Source organism: Pantoea vagans, from assembly GCF_004792415.1.
Taxonomy (GTDB): Bacteria; Pseudomonadota; Gammaproteobacteria; order Enterobacterales; family Enterobacteriaceae; genus Pantoea; species Pantoea vagans.
Map to the genome: position 1 here is coordinate 592,766 of NZ_CP038853.1, position 19,237 is coordinate 612,002.

Here is a 19,237-nt window from a genome sequence, read left to right on the forward strand (position 1 = left end):
CTGATGTTCCCACTTTCTGTCTGCAAACAGGTAACGCTTGTGAGATTTCCCAATCAGCGCCTTGCGCAACTGTTCGATGCCCTGCAAAACGAAACGCTGCCTCAGGATGAGCTGGCGCGGCGTTTTGCCGTCTCGACCCGCACCGTGCGCACCGATATCACGGCGCTGAATGCGCTGCTGGCAGAGCATGGCGCGCAGTTTATCCTGAGCCGTGGCGCGGGCTATCAGCTGAAGATTGAGGATGCTCAGCGCTTTCAGCATCTGCAGCAGCACACCGCGTCGCCACTGCGGGTGCCACGCACCTCGCCAGACCGGGTTCGCTACCTGCTGACCCGCTTTCTCACTGCGGCCTATTCGCTGAAACTTGAAGAGCTGGCCGAAGAGTGGTTTGTCAGCCGCGCCACCCTGCAGAATGATATGGCAGAAGTCCGCGAATGGCTGGGGCGCTATCACCTCACTATTGAGAGCAAGCCACACTACGGCATGAAGCTGTTCGGCAGCGAAGTGGCGATTCGGACCTGCCTGACCGATCTGTTATGGCAAATCGATCAGGCGCAGCCGGAGAGTCCGCTGCTGACGATTGAAGCGCTGAACAGCGGCATGCTGGAGACGCTGCGCCCGCTGCTGCAAAACTGCTTTGCCCAGCACAATATTCGCCTCAGCGATGAGGGCGAGCGCTATCTGCGGCTTTACTGTGCCGTGGCGGTGCGTCGCATCAGTGAAGGCTATCCGCTAAACGATCCGGGAGCCGAGGAGATTGGTGATGAGGTGCGTGAAGCGGCACATCAGCTGATTAATCTGATGCGCCCGCTGGTCAGCAAACCGATTTCACCGGCGGAAGAGAACTGGCTGCGGGTCAATATCGCGGCGCGGCGCATTCAGGCGATCGCCCCCAGCGCTATTAATGCCGATGACGCCGACGCGCTGGTGGATTACCTGCTCAGCTTTATTAACACCCACTACAACTTCAATCTGCAAAACGATCAGCAGCTGCGTGCCGATCTGCTCACCCACATCAAAACCATGATTACCCGGGTGCGCTATCAGATCCACATTCCCAACCCGCTGCTCAGCAACATCAAGCAGCACTATCCGATGGCCTACGATGTCACCTTAGCGGCGGTAACCAGCTGGGGGAAATATACCCCGTATGTTATCTCCGAGAATGAGATCGGCTTTCTGGTGCTGCATATTGGCGTCGGGCTGGAGCGCCACTATGACGTCGGCTATCAGCGCCATCCGCAGGTGCTGCTGGTGTGCGACAGCGGTAACTCTACGCTGCGCATGATTGAGGCAATGCTGCTGCGTAAATACCCGCAGTTACAGGTCACGGCGCGCCTGTCACAGCGCGAATATGAGGCGCGCAGCCGTATCGACGAAGATTTTGTTATCTCGACCATCCGGCTCAGTGAAAAAGAGAAACCGGTGGTGGTGATGTCACCGTTTCCCACCGGTTTTCAGCTGGAGCAGATTGGCAAGCTGGTGCTGGTTGACCGGACCCGGCCTTACATGTTGGCGAAATTTTTTGATGCCCAGCACTTCCATATTGTCGACAAGCCGATGACCCAGTCTGAACTGTTTCGTCAGCTGTGCGATCAGCTGCAGGAGGAGGGCTTTGTGGATGCGGCGTTCTGTCCGTCGGTTGAAGAGCGTGAAGCGATTGTCAGCACCATGCTTGGCGAAGGGATCGCACTGCCGCACTCGCTGGGACTGCTGGCAAAGAAAACCGTGGTCTATACCGTGCTGGCACCGCACGGCATTCCCTGGGGCGACGATACCGCCTATGTCATCTTCCTGCTGGCCATCAGCAAAAGTGAGTATGAAGAGGCAATGGCGATATACGATCTGTTTGTGACGTTCCTGCGTGAACGGGCGATGACCCGCCTGCGGGACAGCAGCGATTTCAACAGCTTCAGGGCGGTGGCGATGGATTGCCTGAGCCGGTCTTAGCTTCGCCCTGAAACCATGATACTTAGTTTTTCTTCGCCAGCAGGCGCGGGATCTCGCGCAGACACCAGGATTTGGCTTCGCCCATGCTGTCACGTCGCCACGCCATAATAATATCGACCTCGCGGGTATACTCCGGACTCACTACCCGCAGGCGGCCTTCGGCAATATCCTGCTCGACTAATGAATAGGGCATGGTTGCCACGCCCAGGCCCGCCAGCAGCGCACGGCGCTTGTCGTCCATGCTGCTCACGGTCAGGCGCTGCTGCTTATCCAGCAACTGCACGGTCAGCACCGGACGCTCGCGCGCAGTATCCGCGACCGCAATGCCACGGTATTTCACCCGCGTCACTTCAGACTGCGGTTCCGGCTCGTTATGAATCGGATGATCCGCACTGGCGACGTAGACGCTCATCATGGTGTAGAGCTTGCGGGTATTGATCTCGGTGGAGGCGCGGAAATGCATATCGGGGGCAATCACGATATCGGCGCGGCCCTGTTCCAGTCGTTCCCATGCGCCCGCCAGCACTTCCGTCACCAGCGAAAACTGCGTGTTGGCTTTGTCGGCCAGACGGGTCACCAGCGGAAAGAGTGCATCAATGGGCACCAGCGCTTCGGTAACAATGGTCAGATGGGTTTCCCAGCCACGCGCCAGCGCTTCCGCATCGGTGGTGAGCTTGTCGGCCGCTTCCAGCAGTACCCGGCCACGCTCCAGCAGCATGCGTCCCACGTTGGTAAATTTGGTACGGTGACCGGAGCGGTCAAACAGCACCACATCCAGCTCCTCTTCCAGCTTCTGCATGGTGTAGCTGAGGGCGGAAGGCACGCGCCCCAGCTCATCTGCTGCTGCTGCAAAACTGCCACGCCGATCAATCGCATCCATAACGCGTAACGATTCAAGGGTTAACGCACGCTCTTTAGCCATCCCGGTTCTCTGTCAGGAAATTTGAACATGCCGGGCAGATTAACTGGCTAACAATCCGGCGTCCAGACTTTTACCATGGGTGCATAAAGTCCGTGGCCGATCCTCGTCACCGGATGCCGGAGGTAAATAATGATAACGACACGCAGTGCGTCCGCCTGTGGTCAGGCCGATTTCGGCTGGTTACAGGGCCGCTACAGTTTCTCTTTTGGCCACTATTTTGATCCCAAACTGATGGGTTACGCGTCGCTGCGCGTACTGAACCAGGAAGTGCTGGCGCCGGGTGCCGCTTTTCAGCCGCGCACTTATCCTCAGGTCGATGTGCTGAACATCGTGCTGCAGGGTGAAGCCGAATATCGCGACAGTGAAGGCAACACCATCAGCGTGCGGGAAGGGGAAGCGCTGCTGCTCTCTGCTCAGCCCGGAGTGAGTTACACCGAAATTAACCTGAGCAAAGATCGCCCGCTGACGCGCATGCAGCTCTGGCTGGCGGCCTGTCCGGAGCGCGAAAATCCGCGGATGCAGAAAATAGCCCTGACGGAAGGCCGCGTGTCTCAGTTGATTGCTTCGCCGGATGGCGTGGACGACAGCCTGCAACTGCGTCAGCAGGTGTGGATCCATCAGGTCGAGCTGGCACCGGGCGAACATTACTCGCTGCCGATACAGGGGCCACGAGCCTACCTGCAGTCGATTCACGGTTCGCTGGAGGCGATGTCCGGCACGGACCATCAGGAGAAGCTGGGCTGTGGTGATGGTGCCTTTTTGCAGGAAGAGAAGCAGTTGCAGCTGACTGCAAAAACCGCGACCCGCGCGCTGGTTATCGATATTCCGGTCTGAAAATCGGGCAATAAAAAAGGCGGCCAGGGCCGCCTTTTTGCGTTTTAGTGTGTTACTTCAGCATGGTAAAGGCGGTGGTGACGTGCTTCACGCCACTGACGCGGCTGGCAACATCGGCCGCGGCCTGCGCTTCCTGTTGCGTCACCAGACCCAGCAGGAACACTTCGCCATTCTCGGTCGTCACCTTCACGTTGGAGGATTTCACCTGATCGCTGCCCAGCAGCTGCGAGCGGATTTTGGTGGTGATCCAGGTGTCGGAGGACGTGGTGCCCAGCGTCACTTTCTGGCCGATGCGGATCTCGTTGTAGACCTCGGTTGCGCCATCAACGCCCATGGTGATCTGTTTGGCACGATTGGCGATCTCCTGCGAAGGTGCCTGGCCTGTCAGCAGCACTTTGCCCTGATAAGCCGTGGCGATGACGCGGGCATCGGTTTTAATCTGCTGATCTTTTGCCAGCGCGTTAGTGACGCGCAGCTCCAGGGTGCCGTCATCAACCTGCGTCCCTACCGAGCGAGGATCGGTCGCCGTTTTGGTGGCAACCGCTGCGCCGCCAGCCACAACCGCAACACAGCCCTGCAGCAACATGGCGGTTAACAGAATAGCTATAGCATTCAATGCTTTCATTCGTGCTCCTTCGGTCATTCCTGATGGGGAAAGAGAGTGTTATCGATCAGATCGCATAAGCAATTAACGGTGAGCATATGCATCTCCTGAATACGCGCGCTGCGGTGCGACGGAATGCGGATTTCCACATCCTGCGGACCCAGCAGTCCGGCGAGCTCTCCGCCATCATACCCGGTAAGCGCAACGATAGTCATATCGCGTGTTACCGCCGCTTCTACCGCCTTAACGATGTCGCGGGTGTTGCCCCGGGTTGAGATAGCCAGTAACACATCGCCTGCGTGTCCCAGTGCGCGTACCTGCTTGGCATAGATTTCATCATGCAGACGGTCGTTACCAATCGCGGTCAGCATCACGTTGTCTGCACTTAAGGCCAGCGCCGGTAAGCTGGGGCGTTCGGTCTCAAAACGGTTGATCATGCTGGCGGCGAAGTGCTGGGCATTGGCGGATGAAGCACCGTTACCACAGCTCAGGATTTTATTGCCATTCAGTAGCGACTGCACCAGCGTCATGGCCGCGCGCGAGATAGCATCGGGCAACGCCTCGGCTGCGGCAATCTGGGTTTGAATACTTTCGGTAAAACACGCTTTAATTCTTTCCTGCACACGACCACCTGGTTCTAAACGTCTGCATTAAAGGCATTCGGCAGCCACTCGAGCGCCGTGCCGGTAATGGCGATGATGTCGAAACGGCAATTCACTGTTTCAAAACTGCCGCCGCGTTGCGCCAGCCAGAGAGCGGCAGCGCGCAGCAGCTTTTGTTGTTTATTCCGGGTAACGCTGGCAAGTGCGCCACCATAACGCGCATCGCGCCGGTAGCGGACTTCAACAAACACCCAACAGTGCCCGTCACGCATAATCAGGTCAAGTTCACCATTGCGAAAGTGAACATTGCTGGCGACCCATATCAGGCCTGCCTGCTCCAGATAGCGCCGGGCATCTTCTTCATGCCCGGCACCAATCTGACGGCGATTTAATTGGCCGGTGCGATTTCGCCCCGACGATACTGGTTCCATGTCAACTTCCTGTTGATCACACAATCCGTGTCGGCGCTGAGCTTGCCGGTGTTGCCATCCAGCGTGAAGCCTGGTGACTGACGCATCTGGTTAAAGTGATTCGCCAGCGTCCAGGCATCCATACCCATGGCATAGAGGCGCACCAGCGAGTAGTCATTATTGAATGACTTCGAGGTCTGCTGCATCAGGCCAGGGTTGCTGCCGGAGAGCAGCGGAATATCGCTGAACTGCAGGCCATCCATTTCCAGACGGAAGTCCGGGCCGGCACCCGCCTGCGCGCTGCGCGAGCTGGCGTAGAGCGAGATGTTGCTGCGGCTGCCGGTGCGCATGGCAATCATAGGCTTGATCAGCTGCAGTTCATCCTGCGTGGAGACGATGTAGACCGCATCGACGCCGCCACCGCTGCTGGTGCTGACCACATCTGGCGTGCTCTGTTGCGGTGCCGGAATGGTCAGGCCCGCAATCGAAACGCCCTGCGGCTCGGCAGGTGCAGCATTCACCGGCGTACCTGATAAGCTGATACCTGCACCGCTGTTGATGCCCTGTTTCAGCTCAGAGGTCGAGCCAAAGCGCTGCTGCATGACCGTGCTGCCACCCAGCGTCTGCCACTCCTGAGCAAAGGCGTTGGTCACACGATCGCCCAGTCCGCTGCGCGGCACCAGCAACAGCGGCTGGCGTTTGCCCTGATCCCAGATATGGTGCGCGGCATCGCGCGCTTCGTCTTCAGGAGAAAGCGCAAAGTAACAGATATTCGGATGGTTCTGGATCTTCTCAGGCTCATTGAGCGCCAGCACGTTCAGTGGCGTCTGGCTGTTGGCGACCTTCTCAACGTTGCTCTTCAGCAGCGGGCCGACCACGATAGTCGCGCCATCCTGCTGTGCCTGCTGCATCACCTGCTCAATCGGCTGGCTGCTGGTGTCATAGACCTTAATCTGGGCGTTGCTGGCCGGTGCGGCTGCAGCAGGCTGAGACTGGGGCTGTGACTGAGGTTGGGTTGTGGTGTCAGCAGACTGCTGCGGCGCGCTGATGGGATCGGCAGCCGATCCCGCGGCAGCGGCAGGTTGCGTGCTGGCCGTCGCATCTGCAGCGGCAGGCTGGGCAGCAGCTGGCTGCGCGACCGGTACGGAGACGCCGTTCTTCGCGTCGTTAAAGCCTTTCTGAATCGCATTCGCGAACACCTGCGCCTGGCCGTTCAGCGGCAGCAGCAGCGCGATAATGCTGGTAGAGGCTTTGGTGTAGTTCTGCATCTGGCTCAGCTGCGTCGGCAGCGTTTTGGCCGCCGGGTTCTGTGGATAGCGGGTCTGCCAGTCTTTGATGCCTGACTTCAGCATCTCCGCATCCTGCGCGTTGGCGCGCCAGACCGCGAGCAGATCGAGCCAGCCCTGCAGCACATTTTCGTCGGCATTAATCACCAGGTTGCTGGCCTCCTGCGGCGACATCTGCGTCAGTGTCTGCCAGGTGGCGTCAATGTTGGCCTGATGATCGGTGCCTTTCAGCAGCGGCTCCTGCGCAATATAGGTGCGCAGCAGTGAGAGTGAAGGGCGACCCTGTGCGCTGGCGATCTGCAGGCTGTAATAACGCGCCAGCTGATCCTGCGACAGCGAACCGGTTTTCACCTGTGCTAACAGGGGTTCAGCCTCTTTGGTTTTCTGCTGTGAAATCAGTAATTGCGCTTTCAGCAGCAGCGATTCCTGTTGCTGCGTCTCAGAGAGCTGCTGCGGCAACTGGCTCAGTTGCTGGGTCGCCTCAGGATACTTTCCTTCCTTCAACAGGGCGCGGATTGCGAGTAATTGCCAGTCGGTCTTGCTATCATCGCTGCTTTGCTGCGCTTGCTGCAGATAGTAAGCGGAGCTGGCGGTGACTGGCCCCTGAATATTGACGGTTGAGGTTTGCGGCCCCTGACCGCTACATGCGGCTAAAATCAGCCCAGCAAGAATGACAGGCAGAAAGCGTCCTGCTTTATGACGAACGACTTTTGAAGGAAGCATACTGTATCCAGTGATGTTTTTTTCAAGATGCTCAATATTAAATCGGCAATTCGGATGAAACAATGAAACAACTCGATCGGGCAGAGATTTCTGCCAGCACGCTCTACATCGTTCCAACCCCGATTGGTAATTTGGGTGATATCACCCAGCGGGCGCTGACGGTGCTTTCGAGCGTCGATCTGGTCGCTGCGGAAGATACACGTCATACCGGGCTGTTGCTACAACATTTCGCCATCAATGCGCGACTCTTCTCACTTCATGACCACAACGAGCAGCACAAGGCTGAACTGCTGTTAACGAAGCTGCAGGAGGGTCAAAGCATAGCCTTAGTTTCCGATGCTGGCACGCCGCTGATCAACGATCCGGGCTACCATCTGGTGCGTCGCTGCCGTGAAGCGGGTATTCGTGTGGTGCCGCTGCCCGGTGCCTGTGCTGCCATTGCCGCGTTAAGTGCGGCAGGACTGCCATCCGATCGTTTCTGTTACGAAGGGTTTCTGCCCGCCAAAACCAAAGGCCGCTGCGATGCGCTGCGGGCACTGGTGCAGGAGCCACGCACGCTGATTTTTTATGAATCGACCCATCGTCTGATCGACAGTCTTCAGGATATGGTGAGTGAGCTGGGGGCTGAACGCTACGTCGTGCTGGCGCGCGAGCTGACCAAGACCTGGGAGTCAATTTACGGTGCACCGGTTGGCGAACTGCTGGCCTGGGTGAAAGAAGATGAGAATCGTCGCAAAGGCGAAATGGTGCTGATTGTTGAAGGGCACAAGGTCGATGACGAAGACGCGTTACCGGCCGATGCGCTGCGTACGCTGGCGCTGCTGCAAAAAGAGCTGCCGCTAAAACGCGCGGCTGCGCTGACCGCTGAGATCCACAGCGTGAAGAAAAATGCCCTTTATAAGTATGCGCTGGAGCAGCAAGAGGCGTGACAAACGCCGGCGAATGTCCTATTATCCCGCGCCGAAGCTGACCAGACAGTCGCCGCTTTGTCGTCGTCCTCACTTGTGGGGAGACGGGCAGAGGGGAGGAAAGTCCGGGCTCCATAGGGCAGGGTGCCAGGTAACGCCTGGGAGGCGCAAGCCTACGACCAGTGCAACAGAGAGCAAACCGCCGATGGCCCAGAAATGGGATCAGGTAAGGGTGAAAGGGTGCGGTAAGAGCGCACCGCGCGACTGGCAACAGTTCGTGGCACGGTAAACTCCACCCGGAGCAAGGCCAAATAGGGGTTCACAAGGTACGGCCCGTACTGAACCCGGGTAGGCTGCTTGAGCCAGTGAGCGATTGCTGGCCTAGATGAATGACTGTCCACGACAGAACCCGGCTTAACGGTCAGCTTCGACTTTTTACCAGAAACCCCGCTTCGGCGGGGTTTTTGCTTTATAAGCTCTGTGCAAACAGCGATGAATGACTGTCCACGACGCTCTCTATGAAAAGAACGCGGCTTAACGGTCAGCGTCGATTTTTTACTGAAAACCCCGCTTTGGCGGGGTTTTTGCTTTTGTGGGCTTGATGCGGACAGCGATGAATGACTGTCCACGACGCTCTCTATGAAAAGAATGCGGCTTAATGGTCAGCGTCGACTTTTTACCAGAAACCCCGCTTAGGCGGGGTTTTTGCTTTATAAGTTCTGTGCGGACAGCGATGAATGACTGTCCACGACGCTCTCTATGAAAAGAATGCGGCTTAATGGTCAGCTTCGACTTTTTACCAAAACCCCGCTTCGGCGGGGTTTTTGCTTTATAAGTTCTGTGCGGACAGCGATGAATGACTGTCCACGACGCTCTCTATGAAAAGAATGCGGCTCAATGGTCAGCTTCGACTTTTTACCAAAACCCCGCTTCGGCGGGGTTTTTGCTTTGTGGCGCTAACAACATTTAACCGCGGCCGTGCGGCTCATCCCAGTCAAACGCCGGGCCCAGCGAAATGACACCGCTCGGGTTGATGGTCTTGTGGCTGCAGTAGTAGTGATGACGGATATGCGGCAGATTGACCGTCTCCGCAATGCCCGGCATCTGATAGATATCACGCAGGAAACCGCTGAGGTTTCTGTAGTCACCGATCCGGTGACGATCGCATTTGAAGTGGGTCACATAGACCGGATCAAAGCGCACCAGCGTGGTCCACAACCGCAGATCCGCTTCGGTCAGCTGATCGCCGGTGAGATAGCGATGCTGGCCCAGGATCTGCTCCAGGCGCGACAGCGAATGAAACAGCGCAGTGACGGCCTCATCGTACGCGGATTGCGACGTGGCGAAGCCCGACTTATAGACGCCATTATTCACGGTGTCGTAGATCCAGCCATTCAGCTCATCAATCTTTTCACGCAGCGCAACGGGATAGTAGTCACCGGCACGGGCGCCCACCGCATCAAACGCACTGTTGAACATGCGGATGATATCTGCCGACTCATTGCTGACGATGGTGTTCTGCTGCTTGTCCCACAATACCGGCACGGTGACACGCCCGCTGTATTGCGGATCGGCGTGCAGATAGAGCTGATAAAGGAACTCGTTCTGGTAGAGCTTATCGCCGGTCGCATCCTGAAAGGTGTCATCGAACGTCCAGCCATTCTCCAGCATCAGTGGATGCACTACGGAGACATCGATCATGCTGTCCAGACCTTTCAGCTGGCGCATCAGCAGCGTGCGGTGCGCCCAGGGGCAGGCCAGCGAGACATAAAGATGATAGCGATCGCGCTCAGCGGCAAATCCTGCTTTACCTGACGGACCGGCGCTGCCATCCGGCGTTACCCAGTTGCGAAAAGCCGACTCTGAACGCTTGAAACGTCCACCGGTAGATTTGGTGTCGTACCAGGTGTCATGCCAGACACCGTCAATTAACTGTCCCATAATGGCTCCAATGCAAACAGGGCGGAGAAATGTCCCCGCCCTGTTAAGTATATGTGGCAATACGCTTTATGTGAGATTAGCGCGTAATCGCCTGTGGTTTTCTTTTGCTGATCAGGCGATCAAGGCTGTATGCACCCGGGCCGACCAGACCCAACACCAGGAAACCACCTGCGATAGAGAGGTTCTTCATGAACATCAGCTGGTTTACGCCTTCGGCGAAGTTACTGTGAAACAGAAACGCGGTCAGGATGGTAAAGCCGGCAGTGAACAGGGCAGTAAAACGGGTCAGGAAACCAAACAGGATGGCCAGACCGCCGCCAAACTCCAGCAGGATAACCAGCGGCAGCATAAAGCCAGGGACGCCCATCGCTTCCATATATTGCTGAGTACCTGCATAACCGGTGATTTTGCCCCAGCCGGCCGTAATGAACAGGATTGGCATCAGGATACGAGCCACTAACAAACCAACGTCTTCGAATTTTTTCATCATTTACTCCAGCGCTATCAGGGATGCAGGGCAGACTGCCCGCAGGGTTTATGCCCGCTGAAAGCAGTTCTGCATTCATTGGGTTGATAGCTGGAGATGATAATCGCGGCGTGGAAAGGTTGTAAGCGAGATATACTGTCAGTGTTCTTCAGAAATTCTGAAGAAGAAAAGCCGGCCTTTTCAGGACCGGCTTTAAGCAGGATTAACGCGGGGGCATAGCAGACTTGATCATGCGCCAGGTGCTCCAGGCACCGAATCCCCGCTTCGCCCAGCGCAGCAGCTTGCTCGGACTGCGAATGGAGTAAACGGCCAGCGCGCTGCTGCCAATGGCCAGGTAACGACGTAAGCTGAGGAAAGTAAACCAGCCGCGATCGTAGTGGGCGGTGCCTTCCAGCCAGTCACGCCGCGCAGCGCTTAAATCCAGCCGCTGCTGCTGCACATGCTTAAGCAGTTCATGGATGCGTTCTTCACGCTCGCGGCGGCTCATCAGCGCTGGTCCTCAAGCAAATTACGGTCTGTTTCCAGCTCTTTGCGCGTGTGGCGCAACAGCGTGGACTGACGTGATTTGTGAAGCGTCCAGAGCCCGAAAATAACCGCCAGCAAAAACAGCGTACCGGTCGTGATGCCAATCGCCATCAGACGATATTGTGCATCGACTGCCCAGATGATCAGGACCATCAGGCTCATCAGACCAAATGCAGTGAACAGCATTGTCAGGCCAATCATCAACAGCATCTGTATCAGATTCGCTTTCTCATGCTCCAGTTCCACTACTGCCAGACGAACGCGTGTCTCAACCATGCCAACCAGCGTGGTAACGATACGCTGGCCGATGTTAATGACCCCTTTAGCCGGGCCGTGGTTCTGCTGTGTGCCGGCCATGGTTAGCGACGCGAAATGAGCATGCCGAGTGCGACGCCAATCGCTGCACCGATACCCACACCATGCCATGGATTCTCACGCACGTAGCCTTCGGCTTTCTGCGCCGCTTCGCGCGTAGTCGCTGCGATGCGCTCGCCTGATTCGCCCAGACGCTCGCGTGAGCTGTCCAGCGCATCACGCGCTTTACTGCGAAGTTTATCCAGCTCGCCTTTGGATTTTTCGGTGCTGCTGCTCAGCACTTCTTCCAGGGTGTCGGCAAGGTTTTTCAGTTCAGCACGCAAATGTTCCGATGATGTGTCTTTAGACATAAAATACTCCTTTAACATCAGTTGGTTAATTCCGATTAATAGGGCTCCGCCTGTAACTTTTTCAGCTCCCGGCGCGCTTCATCCAGTTTTTGTTGTCGTTTGGCAATCTTCTCCCTGTCATGGCCCTTTTCACGCTCTTCCCTGAGTGCGTGCTCACGCTCAGCTACTTTCTGCTTCTGAGCATTAATTCTTTCAAGATGGGCGGCTTCCAGCTTTTTATCGCTGCAGTCCGCCCGGACTTCGGTCAGCGCGCGCTCCAGGCCGTTAACCCGGCGCTGGTTGTTATGCTTCTGCGCCATCCCGATTTCACGCTGAATATCCTGTTCTTTCTGTTCACAAAGCGATTCTGCTGCCAACAGCGAACCCGACAGCGAAAGCAGCGCGACGCCCAGTAATACTTGATATTTCATCGGTCCTGAACCTTCCATTGCGACCTGATTCGTCATCACGCGTCAGGCCTTATGCCTGCAGGTGCTGAAAATCGACTCTCGGTTAAGCATAGACACCGATAGTAAAAAGTTCAAAGAAGACCGGGAGATAGAGAGCCTTTCAGACCACCACATCCTGCCGCGGCGGTCTGAAAGCAAAGAGAGGGTCAGATTACGCCAGAGAGAGGTGCTGAGCGTGATCGTGCTGGGCGACGATAAAGCCCTGTGGCAGCAGGCGGCGTAATACTTTTTGCGCCGCCAGGCTCTGCTCTTCGCTGTCAAAATGGATGATTAGTGCGTCACCCGCAGGCGTGATGCTTTTGATACGGATCCCCTGCGCGCTTAATTGCTGATAGAGATAAAAGCCATCAGGCAGCGTTGCGCCAGCATGAGAAACCCGAATCTGCACCACTGTCTCGTGCTGCATCAGAGGAGGAACCACACAAAGCGCGGTCAGCGCAAGCGCGCCAGCAATCAACCACGGTATCCACCGTTTAGGAATAGCCTGCAGCAGTTTCATTACTCGGCTTTCCCGTTCTGATTCGCCTGACGCTTACGCCATAACACGACCAGCGACCCCACCAGGCCAAAGACCAGCAGCGCCAGCGGCAGCATCATCAGGAAGAACATCATCTCATCTTCATAACGACGGAAAATGGGGGTTTTACCCAGCGCAAAGCCGATAACGGTCAGAATGACTACCCAGAGGAAAGCACTTACCCAGTTAAAGAACTGAAAGCGGGCATTGCTGAGGCCTGATAACCCGGCGATGGTCGGCAGCAGCGTTCGCACAAAGGCGATAAAGCGGCCAATCAACAGGGCAGATAAGCCGTGACGGTGGAACATACTGTGCGCCCGCAGATGATACTGGGCGGGAAGGTGAGAAAGCCATTTCTGTACCGTAGGCGTATTGCCCAGCCAGCGTCCCTGAATGTAGCTCACCCAGCAGCCAAGGCTGGCTCCGGTGGTTAAAACCAGAATCGTTAACGGGAAGCTCATGGTGCCTTTGGCAATCAGAACGCCGACCAGAATCAGCAGACTGTCACCCGGCAGAAATGCGGCAGGAAGCAGGCCATTTTCTAAAAACAAAATCATGAACAGCACGCCGTAAATGGCCCATACCAGCGTGGGGTCGGAGAGGGTTTCGTAGTCCTGTTGCCACAGGGCATGCAGCAACGCTTGCAAAATATCCATCAATCATTCCTGAACATCATTGTTAAACATGTCCCACAGGGACTTAAACGCAGACCGGCATTTCGTTATAAATTTTAGGAGCGCAGCCTGGGCGGGGTTTTCCGGATCCTTCCAGAATTGATTGTTAAATCAGCGACTTTATAAAACCCTGTCGCAAAGGGTAATAAAAGGGCGATAACTGTAACAAAAATCGCCTGTCTGAGACAGGAAAACTCTCTGGCGAACAGGAGTTTTACCTTGTGAAACGGCGTGTAAAAAGGAGCTTTACATGACCTGACACTATTGCAGATTAACTGACCATCTCAGGGTGTTTTCAGGCACGTTTAGCGGGCGTTATTGGACCCATCAGGCAGGATGACCGGATTTTCACCAAACATGTAACGATCCACGTTAAATTCAAAATCATCCGCCGTCGCGTTAAACAGCATCTGTTTAGTATTTTCCAGATGTTGCCACATCGCCAGTTTGCTGGCGGCGGGATCTTTACGCATCAGGGCTTTAAGAATCTGATCGTGGTCGTCGCACCAGCTGAGAATGCTGCGCTGGTCGATGTGTTCGTGAAGTTTAAGCCAGTAGGGATTGTGCAGACGATGCAGCCACATTTTTTCAACGATGGCGGCTAAGGCGCTGTTCTGGGTGGATTGCGCAATACGCACATGAAACTGCATGTCCCACTCGGAGTCGCGGAAATGATCCTCCTGGCGGGCTTTTTCCTGTATCGCCATCAGATCGATAATGTCCTGACGCGTTACCTGGGTGGCAGCGAATTCCGCCACGTTACTCTCAATCAGCTGGCGCGCCTGAAGTAATTCAAACGGACCAAAGGTGGCAAACTCCAGCTGGCTGCTGGTGGGTGAGATACGATTCTGCTGCTGGCTGGCAATCACGTGAATGCCTGAACCTTTACGGACCTCAACATAGCCTTCCACTTCCAGCATGATGATCGCTTCGCGGACGACGGTGCGGCTCACTTCCATCTCTTCGGCAATCAGGCGCTCAGCAGGCAGTTTGTCACCTACCGGATAGATTCCGGTTTCGATGCGGCTTTTCAGCTCGCTGGCCAGCTGTTGATAGAGTCGACGGGATTCAGTGATGTCCATAGCACAATCCTGGTAGCAGACAGATAAGTTGTTATACCACTTCAGGGCGTGCGAGGAAATGGGCTGACATCAGCCAGCCCGGCAGTTTAACTGCTAACAACGCTGGCCTGAGGAATAACCGCTTCAGTATTCAGCTCTGAAATCGGTTTATTTTTCAGGACCGTCCAGATAACTACGGCACCCAGCAGATCAAACACCGCCAGTGCGGCAAACAGCGGGCTGAAGCCCAGCGTATCGGCCAGGGCGCCGACAACCAGCGCAAACATAGTGCTGGCGGTCCAGGCGGCCATGCCGGTTAAACCATTAGCTGTCGCAACTTCGTTGCGGCCGAAAACGTCTGACGACAGGGTGATCAGTGCGCCAGAGAGGGCCTGATGCGCAAAGCCGCCGACGCACAGTAGACCAATGGCGATATAGGGACTGGTAAACAGGCCGATGGTGCCCGGCGCAATCATTAACACCGCACCCATCGTCACCACCATCTTGCGGGAGACAATCAGGTTAACGCCAAACCAGCGCTGAAACAGCGGCGACAGATAGCCACCCAGAATGCAGCCGAAGTCTGCGAACAGCATCGGCATCCAGGCGAACATCGCAATCTCTTTCAGGTTGAAGCCGTACACCTTAAACATGAACAGTGGGATCCAGGCGTTAAAGGTTCCCCATGCCGGTTCTGCCAGAAAACGCGGCAGGGCAATGCCCCAGAACTGGCGGTTACGGATAATCTGCAGGGCCGACATTTTGCGGGTGTTGCCGGTCTGATGCTGCGCTTCCTGACCGGAGAGAATATAGTCGCGCTCTTCATCGCTCAGCTTCGTCTGCTGTTTCGGGTGCTTGTAAAACACCAGCCAGCAGAGCGCCCAGGCCATGCTCAGCACGCCGGTCATGATAAAGGCCATCTGCCAGCTGTGCGCCACGATCGCCCAGACCACCAGCGGCGGAGCCAGCATCGCCCCGATAGACGAACCGACATTAAAATAACCCACTGCGACGGAACGCTCTTTGGCCGGGAACCACTCACTGCTTGCCTTCAGTCCAGCCGGAATCATCGCGGCTTCAGCCGCACCGACGGCGCCACGTGCCAGAGCCAGGCCGCCCCAGCTGCCTGCCATCGCGGTTGCGGCACAGAATATTGCCCATAACACGGCAAACATGGCATAGCCGACTTTGGTGCCGAGAAGATCCAGCACATAACCTGCCACCGGTTGCATCAGCGTGTAGCAGGCTGAATAGGCCGCAATGATGTAGGAGTATTGCTGCGTGGTGATATGCAGCTCTGACATTAATGTCGGAGCCGCCACGGCAATGGTGTTACGGGTCAGATACCCCAACACTGTGCCGATCGTCACCAGTCCAATCATGTACCAGCGTAACCCTTTGATCTTACGCATCCTCTACCTCTTCCAGTTCTGTATGCGGTCTTGCCGCTGTTGTTATCTGGAGCGGGACAGCACGTGATGCAGCTCTGCTCACGCCCGCAGGTTCTGTGTGAGCAACCCTGTTATGACCTTGCCGTTATCTGAGTCACTAACGACCTCATGATGGAGCGAGAGCCTAACTTGTTATACAACTTTAAAAGTTGAGAGCCATCACAAAAACCCTTTCTGCACTGTGGGATACTGGAAACCTGCGTAATGACAGCCATTTAGCGCGCTGCGGGCGACAGAAACGTCCATAACGGCAGTCAGGGACCGCCGTTTATGTGAGCAGGATCGCAAATAAATCCGTAACGGACTAAAATTGGTATGATAACTTTGAGCCATCAGTGGTTCAGTCGATGAGGAAGCTTGTATGTCACGTTTCATGACCGAGGATTTTTTACTGGATAGCGAATTCGCCCGTCGTCTCTATCACGACTACGCGAAGGATCAGCCGATTTTCGACTATCACTGCCACTTACCGCCGCAGCAGATTGCCGAAAATTATCGTTTCGCTAACCTTTATGACATCTGGCTGAAGGGCGATCACTACAAATGGCGGGCAATGCGCGCCAATGGTGTGGCTGAAGCGTTCTGTACCGGCAACGCCAGCGATCGTGAAAAATTTGATGCCTGGGCACGCACCGTGCCGCACACCATCGGCAACCCGCTCTATCACTGGACTCACCTGGAATTACGCCGGCCTTTCGGTATTACCGACACGCTGCTTTCTGAGAAAACTGCCGACAGCATCTGGCATCGCTGCAATGAGCTGCTGGCGCAGGATAGCTTTACCACACGCGGCATCATGCAGCAGATGAAGGTGAAGATGGTCGGCACCACCGACGATCCGCTGGATGACCTGCGCCATCACCGCGCACTGGCAGACGATGCCAGCTTCAGCGTCAAGGTGCTGCCGAGCTGGCGTCCGGACAAAGCCTTTAATATCGAAGCCGACACCTTCCTGCCGTGGATCGCGACGCTGGAGCAGCTGACTGACATCAGCGTGCAGCGTTTTGACGATCTGCGCCGCGCACTGTATCAGCGGCTGGATCACTTTGCGGCTCACGGCTGTAAAGTCTCCGATCACGCGCTGGATGTGGTCTGTTATGCCGAGGCGGATGACGCCACGCTGGATGCAATCCTGGCGCGTCGTCGCAGCGGTGCCGTGCCGAACCCGCAGGAAACGGCCCAGTTCAAAACGGCGGTACTGGTCTGGCTGGGCAGCGAATATGCCCGCCGTGGCTGGGTGCAGCAGTATCACATTGGCGCACTGCGCAACACCAATCCGCGCCAGTATCAGCTGCTGGGGCCGGATGTGGGCTTTGACTCCATCAACGATCAGCCGCTGGCGGAACCGCTGGCATGCCTGCTGGGTGCGCAGAATCTCATTAATGCGCTGCCGAAAACCATTCTTTACTGCCTGAATCCGCGCGACAACGAAGTGCTGGCCACCATGGCGGGCAATTTCCAGGGAGAAGGTCAGGCGGGCAAAATGCAGTTCGGTTCAGCCTGGTGGTTCAACGATCAGCTGGACGGTATGCAGCGTCAGATGACGCAGCTGGCGCAGATTGGCCTGCTGAGCCGCTTCGTCGGGATGCTCACCGACAGCCGCAGCTTCCTCTCCTATACCCGCCACGAATATTTCCGCCGCTTGCTGTGCCAGATGATTGGCCGCTGGGTAGAGCAGGGTGAAGCACCCGCCGATGAAGCACTATTGGGTCAGATGGTACAGAACATCTGCTTTAACAACGCCCGCGATTACTTCGGTATCGAGCTGGGAGCCTGATAATGAAAAGGCTAAACCGCCACGACTTTCCCGGTGCAGTCTATCGCGACCGGGTGATCCAGTTTGGCGAAGGCAATTTCCTGCGCGCCTTTATCGACTGGCAAATTGACTGGCTGAATGAACATCAGGGCACCGATGCCGGGATCGTGGTGGTGCGGCCGCGCAACCGTGAAGTCAGCGACAGCCTGAATCAGCAGGATGGTCTCTACACCACGCTGATTCGCGGGCTGAACGATCAGGGCGAGCAGGTCAGCGAAACCCGGCTGATCCGCAGCCTCAATCGCGAAATCCAGCCCTGGCAGCAGTTCGGCGAATTTATGGCGCTGGCCCGGAATCCTGACCTGCGTATGGTCTTTTCCAACACCACTGAGGCGGGCATCGCTTTTGTCGGCACGGACCAGCTCACCGATCAGCCTGCCAGTAGCTTCCCGGGCAAACTGACGCAGCTGCTATGGGCGCGCTATTCACACTTCAATGGGGCCAGCGATCGGGGCTGGCTGGTGGTGCCGTGCGAGCTGATTGACCATAACGGCGACGCGTTGCGCGATCTGGTTCTGCGCTACGCCGATCACTGGCATCTGCCATCCGAATTTAAAACCTGGGTTCATCAGCACTGTGCCTTCTACAACACGCTAGTGGACCGCATCGTTACCGGCTTCCCGGCGGAAAGCGAGCAGCTGCAACGTGAGCTGGGTTATGAAGATCGCTATCTGGTGGCGGGCGAAGTTTACTATCAGTTTGTGATTCAGGGGCCGTCGGCGCTGTTCAGCGAACTGAAGCTGGCGGCGCTGTCGCCGCAGGTCCGGCATGTGGATGACATTGCACCCTATAAAGCGCAGAAAGTGGCGATCCTCAATGGCGCGCATACCGCGATGGTGCCGGTGGCGTTTCTGGCCGGTATTGAGAGCGTGGGTGAGGCGATGGCCGATCCAGCGATTGCCGGATTTGTCGATAACCTGCTGCGTCACGAAGTGATCCCGACGCTGGATCTGCCGGCAAACGAACTGCACGCCTTTGCCGATGCGGTTCAGCGGCGCTTCCGCAATCCGTTCATTCGCCACGCGCTGCTGTCGATTGCCCTGAATGGCATGACCAAATTCCGCACTCGTCTGCTGACGCCACTGCTTGCCGCACATCAGCAAACCGGTGAATGGCCGACACACATCACCTTTGCCCTGGCGGCGCTGATTGCTTTCTACCGCGGTGAATCAGCCAGCAAAAGCTGGCCGTTACAGGATGAGCCGCAGTGGCTACAGCGCTACGCCGACGCCTGGAAAGCGGTTGATGCGGACCAGATGTCACCGCAGCAGCTGGTGCATGCTGTGCTCAGCGACGCGCAACACTGGGGCGAAGATTTAACCCGTCAGCCCGGACTGGCTGCGGTTGTTACCCGACACCTGCAAAATATCATCGCTCACGGAATGCGTGAGGCGCTGAGCCAACTGAGATAA

At 56.4% G+C, this 19,237-nt stretch carries 20 protein-coding genes and 1 other RNA gene; 6 read left to right on the top strand and 15 right to left on the bottom strand.

Going from position 1 to position 19,237, the window contains the following annotated elements; translation table 11 throughout:
• Positions 1 to 39: 39 nt before the first annotated feature.
• Positions 40 to 1,950 carry a BglG family transcription antiterminator gene (locus tag EGO56_RS02925; protein WP_135907645.1) on the top strand — a complete coding sequence of 637 codons (1,911 nt, stop codon included), beginning with the start codon at positions 40 to 42 and terminating at the stop codon, positions 1,948 to 1,950.
• Between the two features lie 22 nt (positions 1,951 to 1,972).
• Here EGO56_RS02925 and EGO56_RS02930 read toward each other — a convergent pair whose 3' ends face one another.
• Positions 1,973 to 2,872, bottom strand: a complete 900-nt coding sequence (locus EGO56_RS02930; protein ID WP_013359142.1) for a LysR family transcriptional regulator — start codon at positions 2,870 to 2,872, stop codon at positions 1,973 to 1,975.
• A gap of 129 nt (positions 2,873 to 3,001) precedes the next feature.
• Between EGO56_RS02930 and EGO56_RS02935 the strand changes: the two genes are divergently transcribed.
• Positions 3,002 to 3,706, top strand: a complete 705-nt coding sequence (locus EGO56_RS02935; protein WP_135907646.1) for a pirin family protein — start codon at positions 3,002 to 3,004, stop codon at positions 3,704 to 3,706.
• 52 nt (positions 3,707 to 3,758) lie between these two features.
• On the opposite strand, the gene dolP is transcribed toward EGO56_RS02935, so the two are convergent.
• From dolP to EGO56_RS02955, 4 genes are read right to left on the bottom strand one after another with little or no spacing between them, the layout of a single operon-like run.
• The gene (gene dolP, locus EGO56_RS02940) at positions 3,759 to 4,331 is read right to left on the bottom strand and encodes a division/outer membrane stress-associated lipid-binding lipoprotein (protein WP_013359140.1); all 573 of its coding nucleotides are present in this window, start codon (positions 4,329 to 4,331) and stop codon (positions 3,759 to 3,761) included.
• 14 nt (positions 4,332 to 4,345) lie between these two features.
• Entirely contained in the window at positions 4,346 to 4,933 is a 588-nt protein-coding gene (gene diaA / locus EGO56_RS02945; protein WP_003855538.1) for a DnaA initiator-associating protein DiaA, read from the bottom strand.
• Between the two features lie 14 nt (positions 4,934 to 4,947).
• Positions 4,948 to 5,343: a YraN family protein gene (locus tag EGO56_RS02950; protein WP_033784093.1), complete on the bottom strand. Its 396-nt coding sequence runs from the start codon at positions 5,341 to 5,343 to the stop codon at positions 4,948 to 4,950.
• Positions 5,301 to 7,331 carry a penicillin-binding protein activator gene (locus EGO56_RS02955; protein ID WP_135907647.1) on the bottom strand — a complete coding sequence of 677 codons (2,031 nt, stop codon included), beginning with the start codon at positions 7,329 to 7,331 and terminating at the stop codon, positions 5,301 to 5,303. The genes EGO56_RS02950 and EGO56_RS02955 overlap by 43 nt, the downstream gene beginning before the upstream one ends.
• Positions 7,332 to 7,393: 62 nt before the next feature.
• On the opposite strand from EGO56_RS02955, the gene rsmI reads away from it, so the two are divergent.
• Both rsmI and rnpB read left to right on the top strand, forming a co-directional pair.
• Complete coding sequence (rsmI, locus tag EGO56_RS02960; RefSeq protein WP_098052308.1) at positions 7,394 to 8,260, top strand: 16S rRNA (cytidine(1402)-2'-O)-methyltransferase; 867 nt, start codon at positions 7,394 to 7,396, stop codon at positions 8,258 to 8,260.
• 33 nt (positions 8,261 to 8,293) lie between these two features.
• An RNA gene (rnpB, locus tag EGO56_RS02965) (RNase P RNA component class A) lies at positions 8,294 to 8,672 on the top strand.
• Between the two features lie 533 nt (positions 8,673 to 9,205).
• On the opposite strand, the gene EGO56_RS02970 is transcribed toward rnpB, so the two are convergent.
• From EGO56_RS02970 to EGO56_RS03015, 10 genes are all read right to left on the bottom strand, one after another.
• Positions 9,206 to 10,180, bottom strand: coding sequence for a glutathione S-transferase family protein (locus EGO56_RS02970; protein ID WP_135907648.1), 975 nt, complete (start codon positions 10,178 to 10,180; stop codon positions 9,206 to 9,208).
• A 76-nt stretch (positions 10,181 to 10,256) separates the two neighbouring features.
• Complete coding sequence (locus EGO56_RS02975) at positions 10,257 to 10,667, bottom strand: DoxX family protein (protein ID WP_098052311.1); 411 nt, start codon at positions 10,665 to 10,667, stop codon at positions 10,257 to 10,259.
• A gap of 202 nt (positions 10,668 to 10,869) precedes the next feature.
• Entirely contained in the window at positions 10,870 to 11,154 is a 285-nt protein-coding gene (locus tag EGO56_RS02980; protein WP_013359134.1) for a YqjK-like family protein, read from the bottom strand.
• Complete coding sequence (locus tag EGO56_RS02985; RefSeq protein ID WP_135907649.1) at positions 11,154 to 11,549, bottom strand: phage holin family protein; 396 nt, start codon at positions 11,547 to 11,549, stop codon at positions 11,154 to 11,156. The genes EGO56_RS02980 and EGO56_RS02985 overlap by 1 nt, the downstream gene beginning before the upstream one ends.
• A 2-nt stretch (positions 11,550 to 11,551) precedes the next feature.
• The gene (locus EGO56_RS02990; RefSeq protein ID WP_033733985.1) at positions 11,552 to 11,857 is read right to left on the bottom strand and encodes an ElaB/YgaM/YqjD family protein; all 306 of its coding nucleotides are present in this window, start codon (positions 11,855 to 11,857) and stop codon (positions 11,552 to 11,554) included.
• 35 nt (positions 11,858 to 11,892) lie between these two features.
• Positions 11,893 to 12,267: a DUF1090 domain-containing protein gene (locus tag EGO56_RS02995; protein ID WP_167493414.1), complete on the bottom strand. Its 375-nt coding sequence runs from the start codon at positions 12,265 to 12,267 to the stop codon at positions 11,893 to 11,895.
• A gap of 190 nt (positions 12,268 to 12,457) precedes the next feature.
• The gene (gene mzrA / locus EGO56_RS03000) at positions 12,458 to 12,805 is read right to left on the bottom strand and encodes an EnvZ/OmpR regulon moderator MzrA (RefSeq protein WP_013359131.1); all 348 of its coding nucleotides are present in this window, start codon (positions 12,803 to 12,805) and stop codon (positions 12,458 to 12,460) included.
• Positions 12,805 to 13,479 carry a DedA family protein gene (locus EGO56_RS03005; protein WP_003850219.1) on the bottom strand — a complete coding sequence of 225 codons (675 nt, stop codon included), beginning with the start codon at positions 13,477 to 13,479 and terminating at the stop codon, positions 12,805 to 12,807. The genes mzrA and EGO56_RS03005 overlap by 1 nt, the downstream gene beginning before the upstream one ends.
• Before the next feature lie 323 nt (positions 13,480 to 13,802).
• Positions 13,803 to 14,579 carry a transcriptional regulator ExuR gene (gene exuR, locus EGO56_RS03010; protein WP_061063451.1) on the bottom strand — a complete coding sequence of 259 codons (777 nt, stop codon included), beginning with the start codon at positions 14,577 to 14,579 and terminating at the stop codon, positions 13,803 to 13,805.
• An 86-nt stretch (positions 14,580 to 14,665) separates the two neighbouring features.
• Positions 14,666 to 15,970, bottom strand: a complete 1,305-nt coding sequence (locus EGO56_RS03015) for an MFS transporter (protein WP_135907650.1) — start codon at positions 15,968 to 15,970, stop codon at positions 14,666 to 14,668.
• 400 nt (positions 15,971 to 16,370) lie between these two features.
• Here EGO56_RS03015 and uxaC point away from each other — a divergent pair, with 400 nt between their 5' ends.
• Positions 16,371 to 17,786: a glucuronate isomerase gene (gene uxaC, locus EGO56_RS03020; RefSeq protein ID WP_135907651.1), complete on the top strand. Its 1,416-nt coding sequence runs from the start codon at positions 16,371 to 16,373 to the stop codon at positions 17,784 to 17,786.
• A 2-nt stretch (positions 17,787 to 17,788) separates the two neighbouring features.
• Complete coding sequence (locus EGO56_RS03025) at positions 17,789 to 19,237, top strand: tagaturonate reductase (protein ID WP_135907652.1); 1,449 nt, start codon at positions 17,789 to 17,791, stop codon at positions 19,235 to 19,237.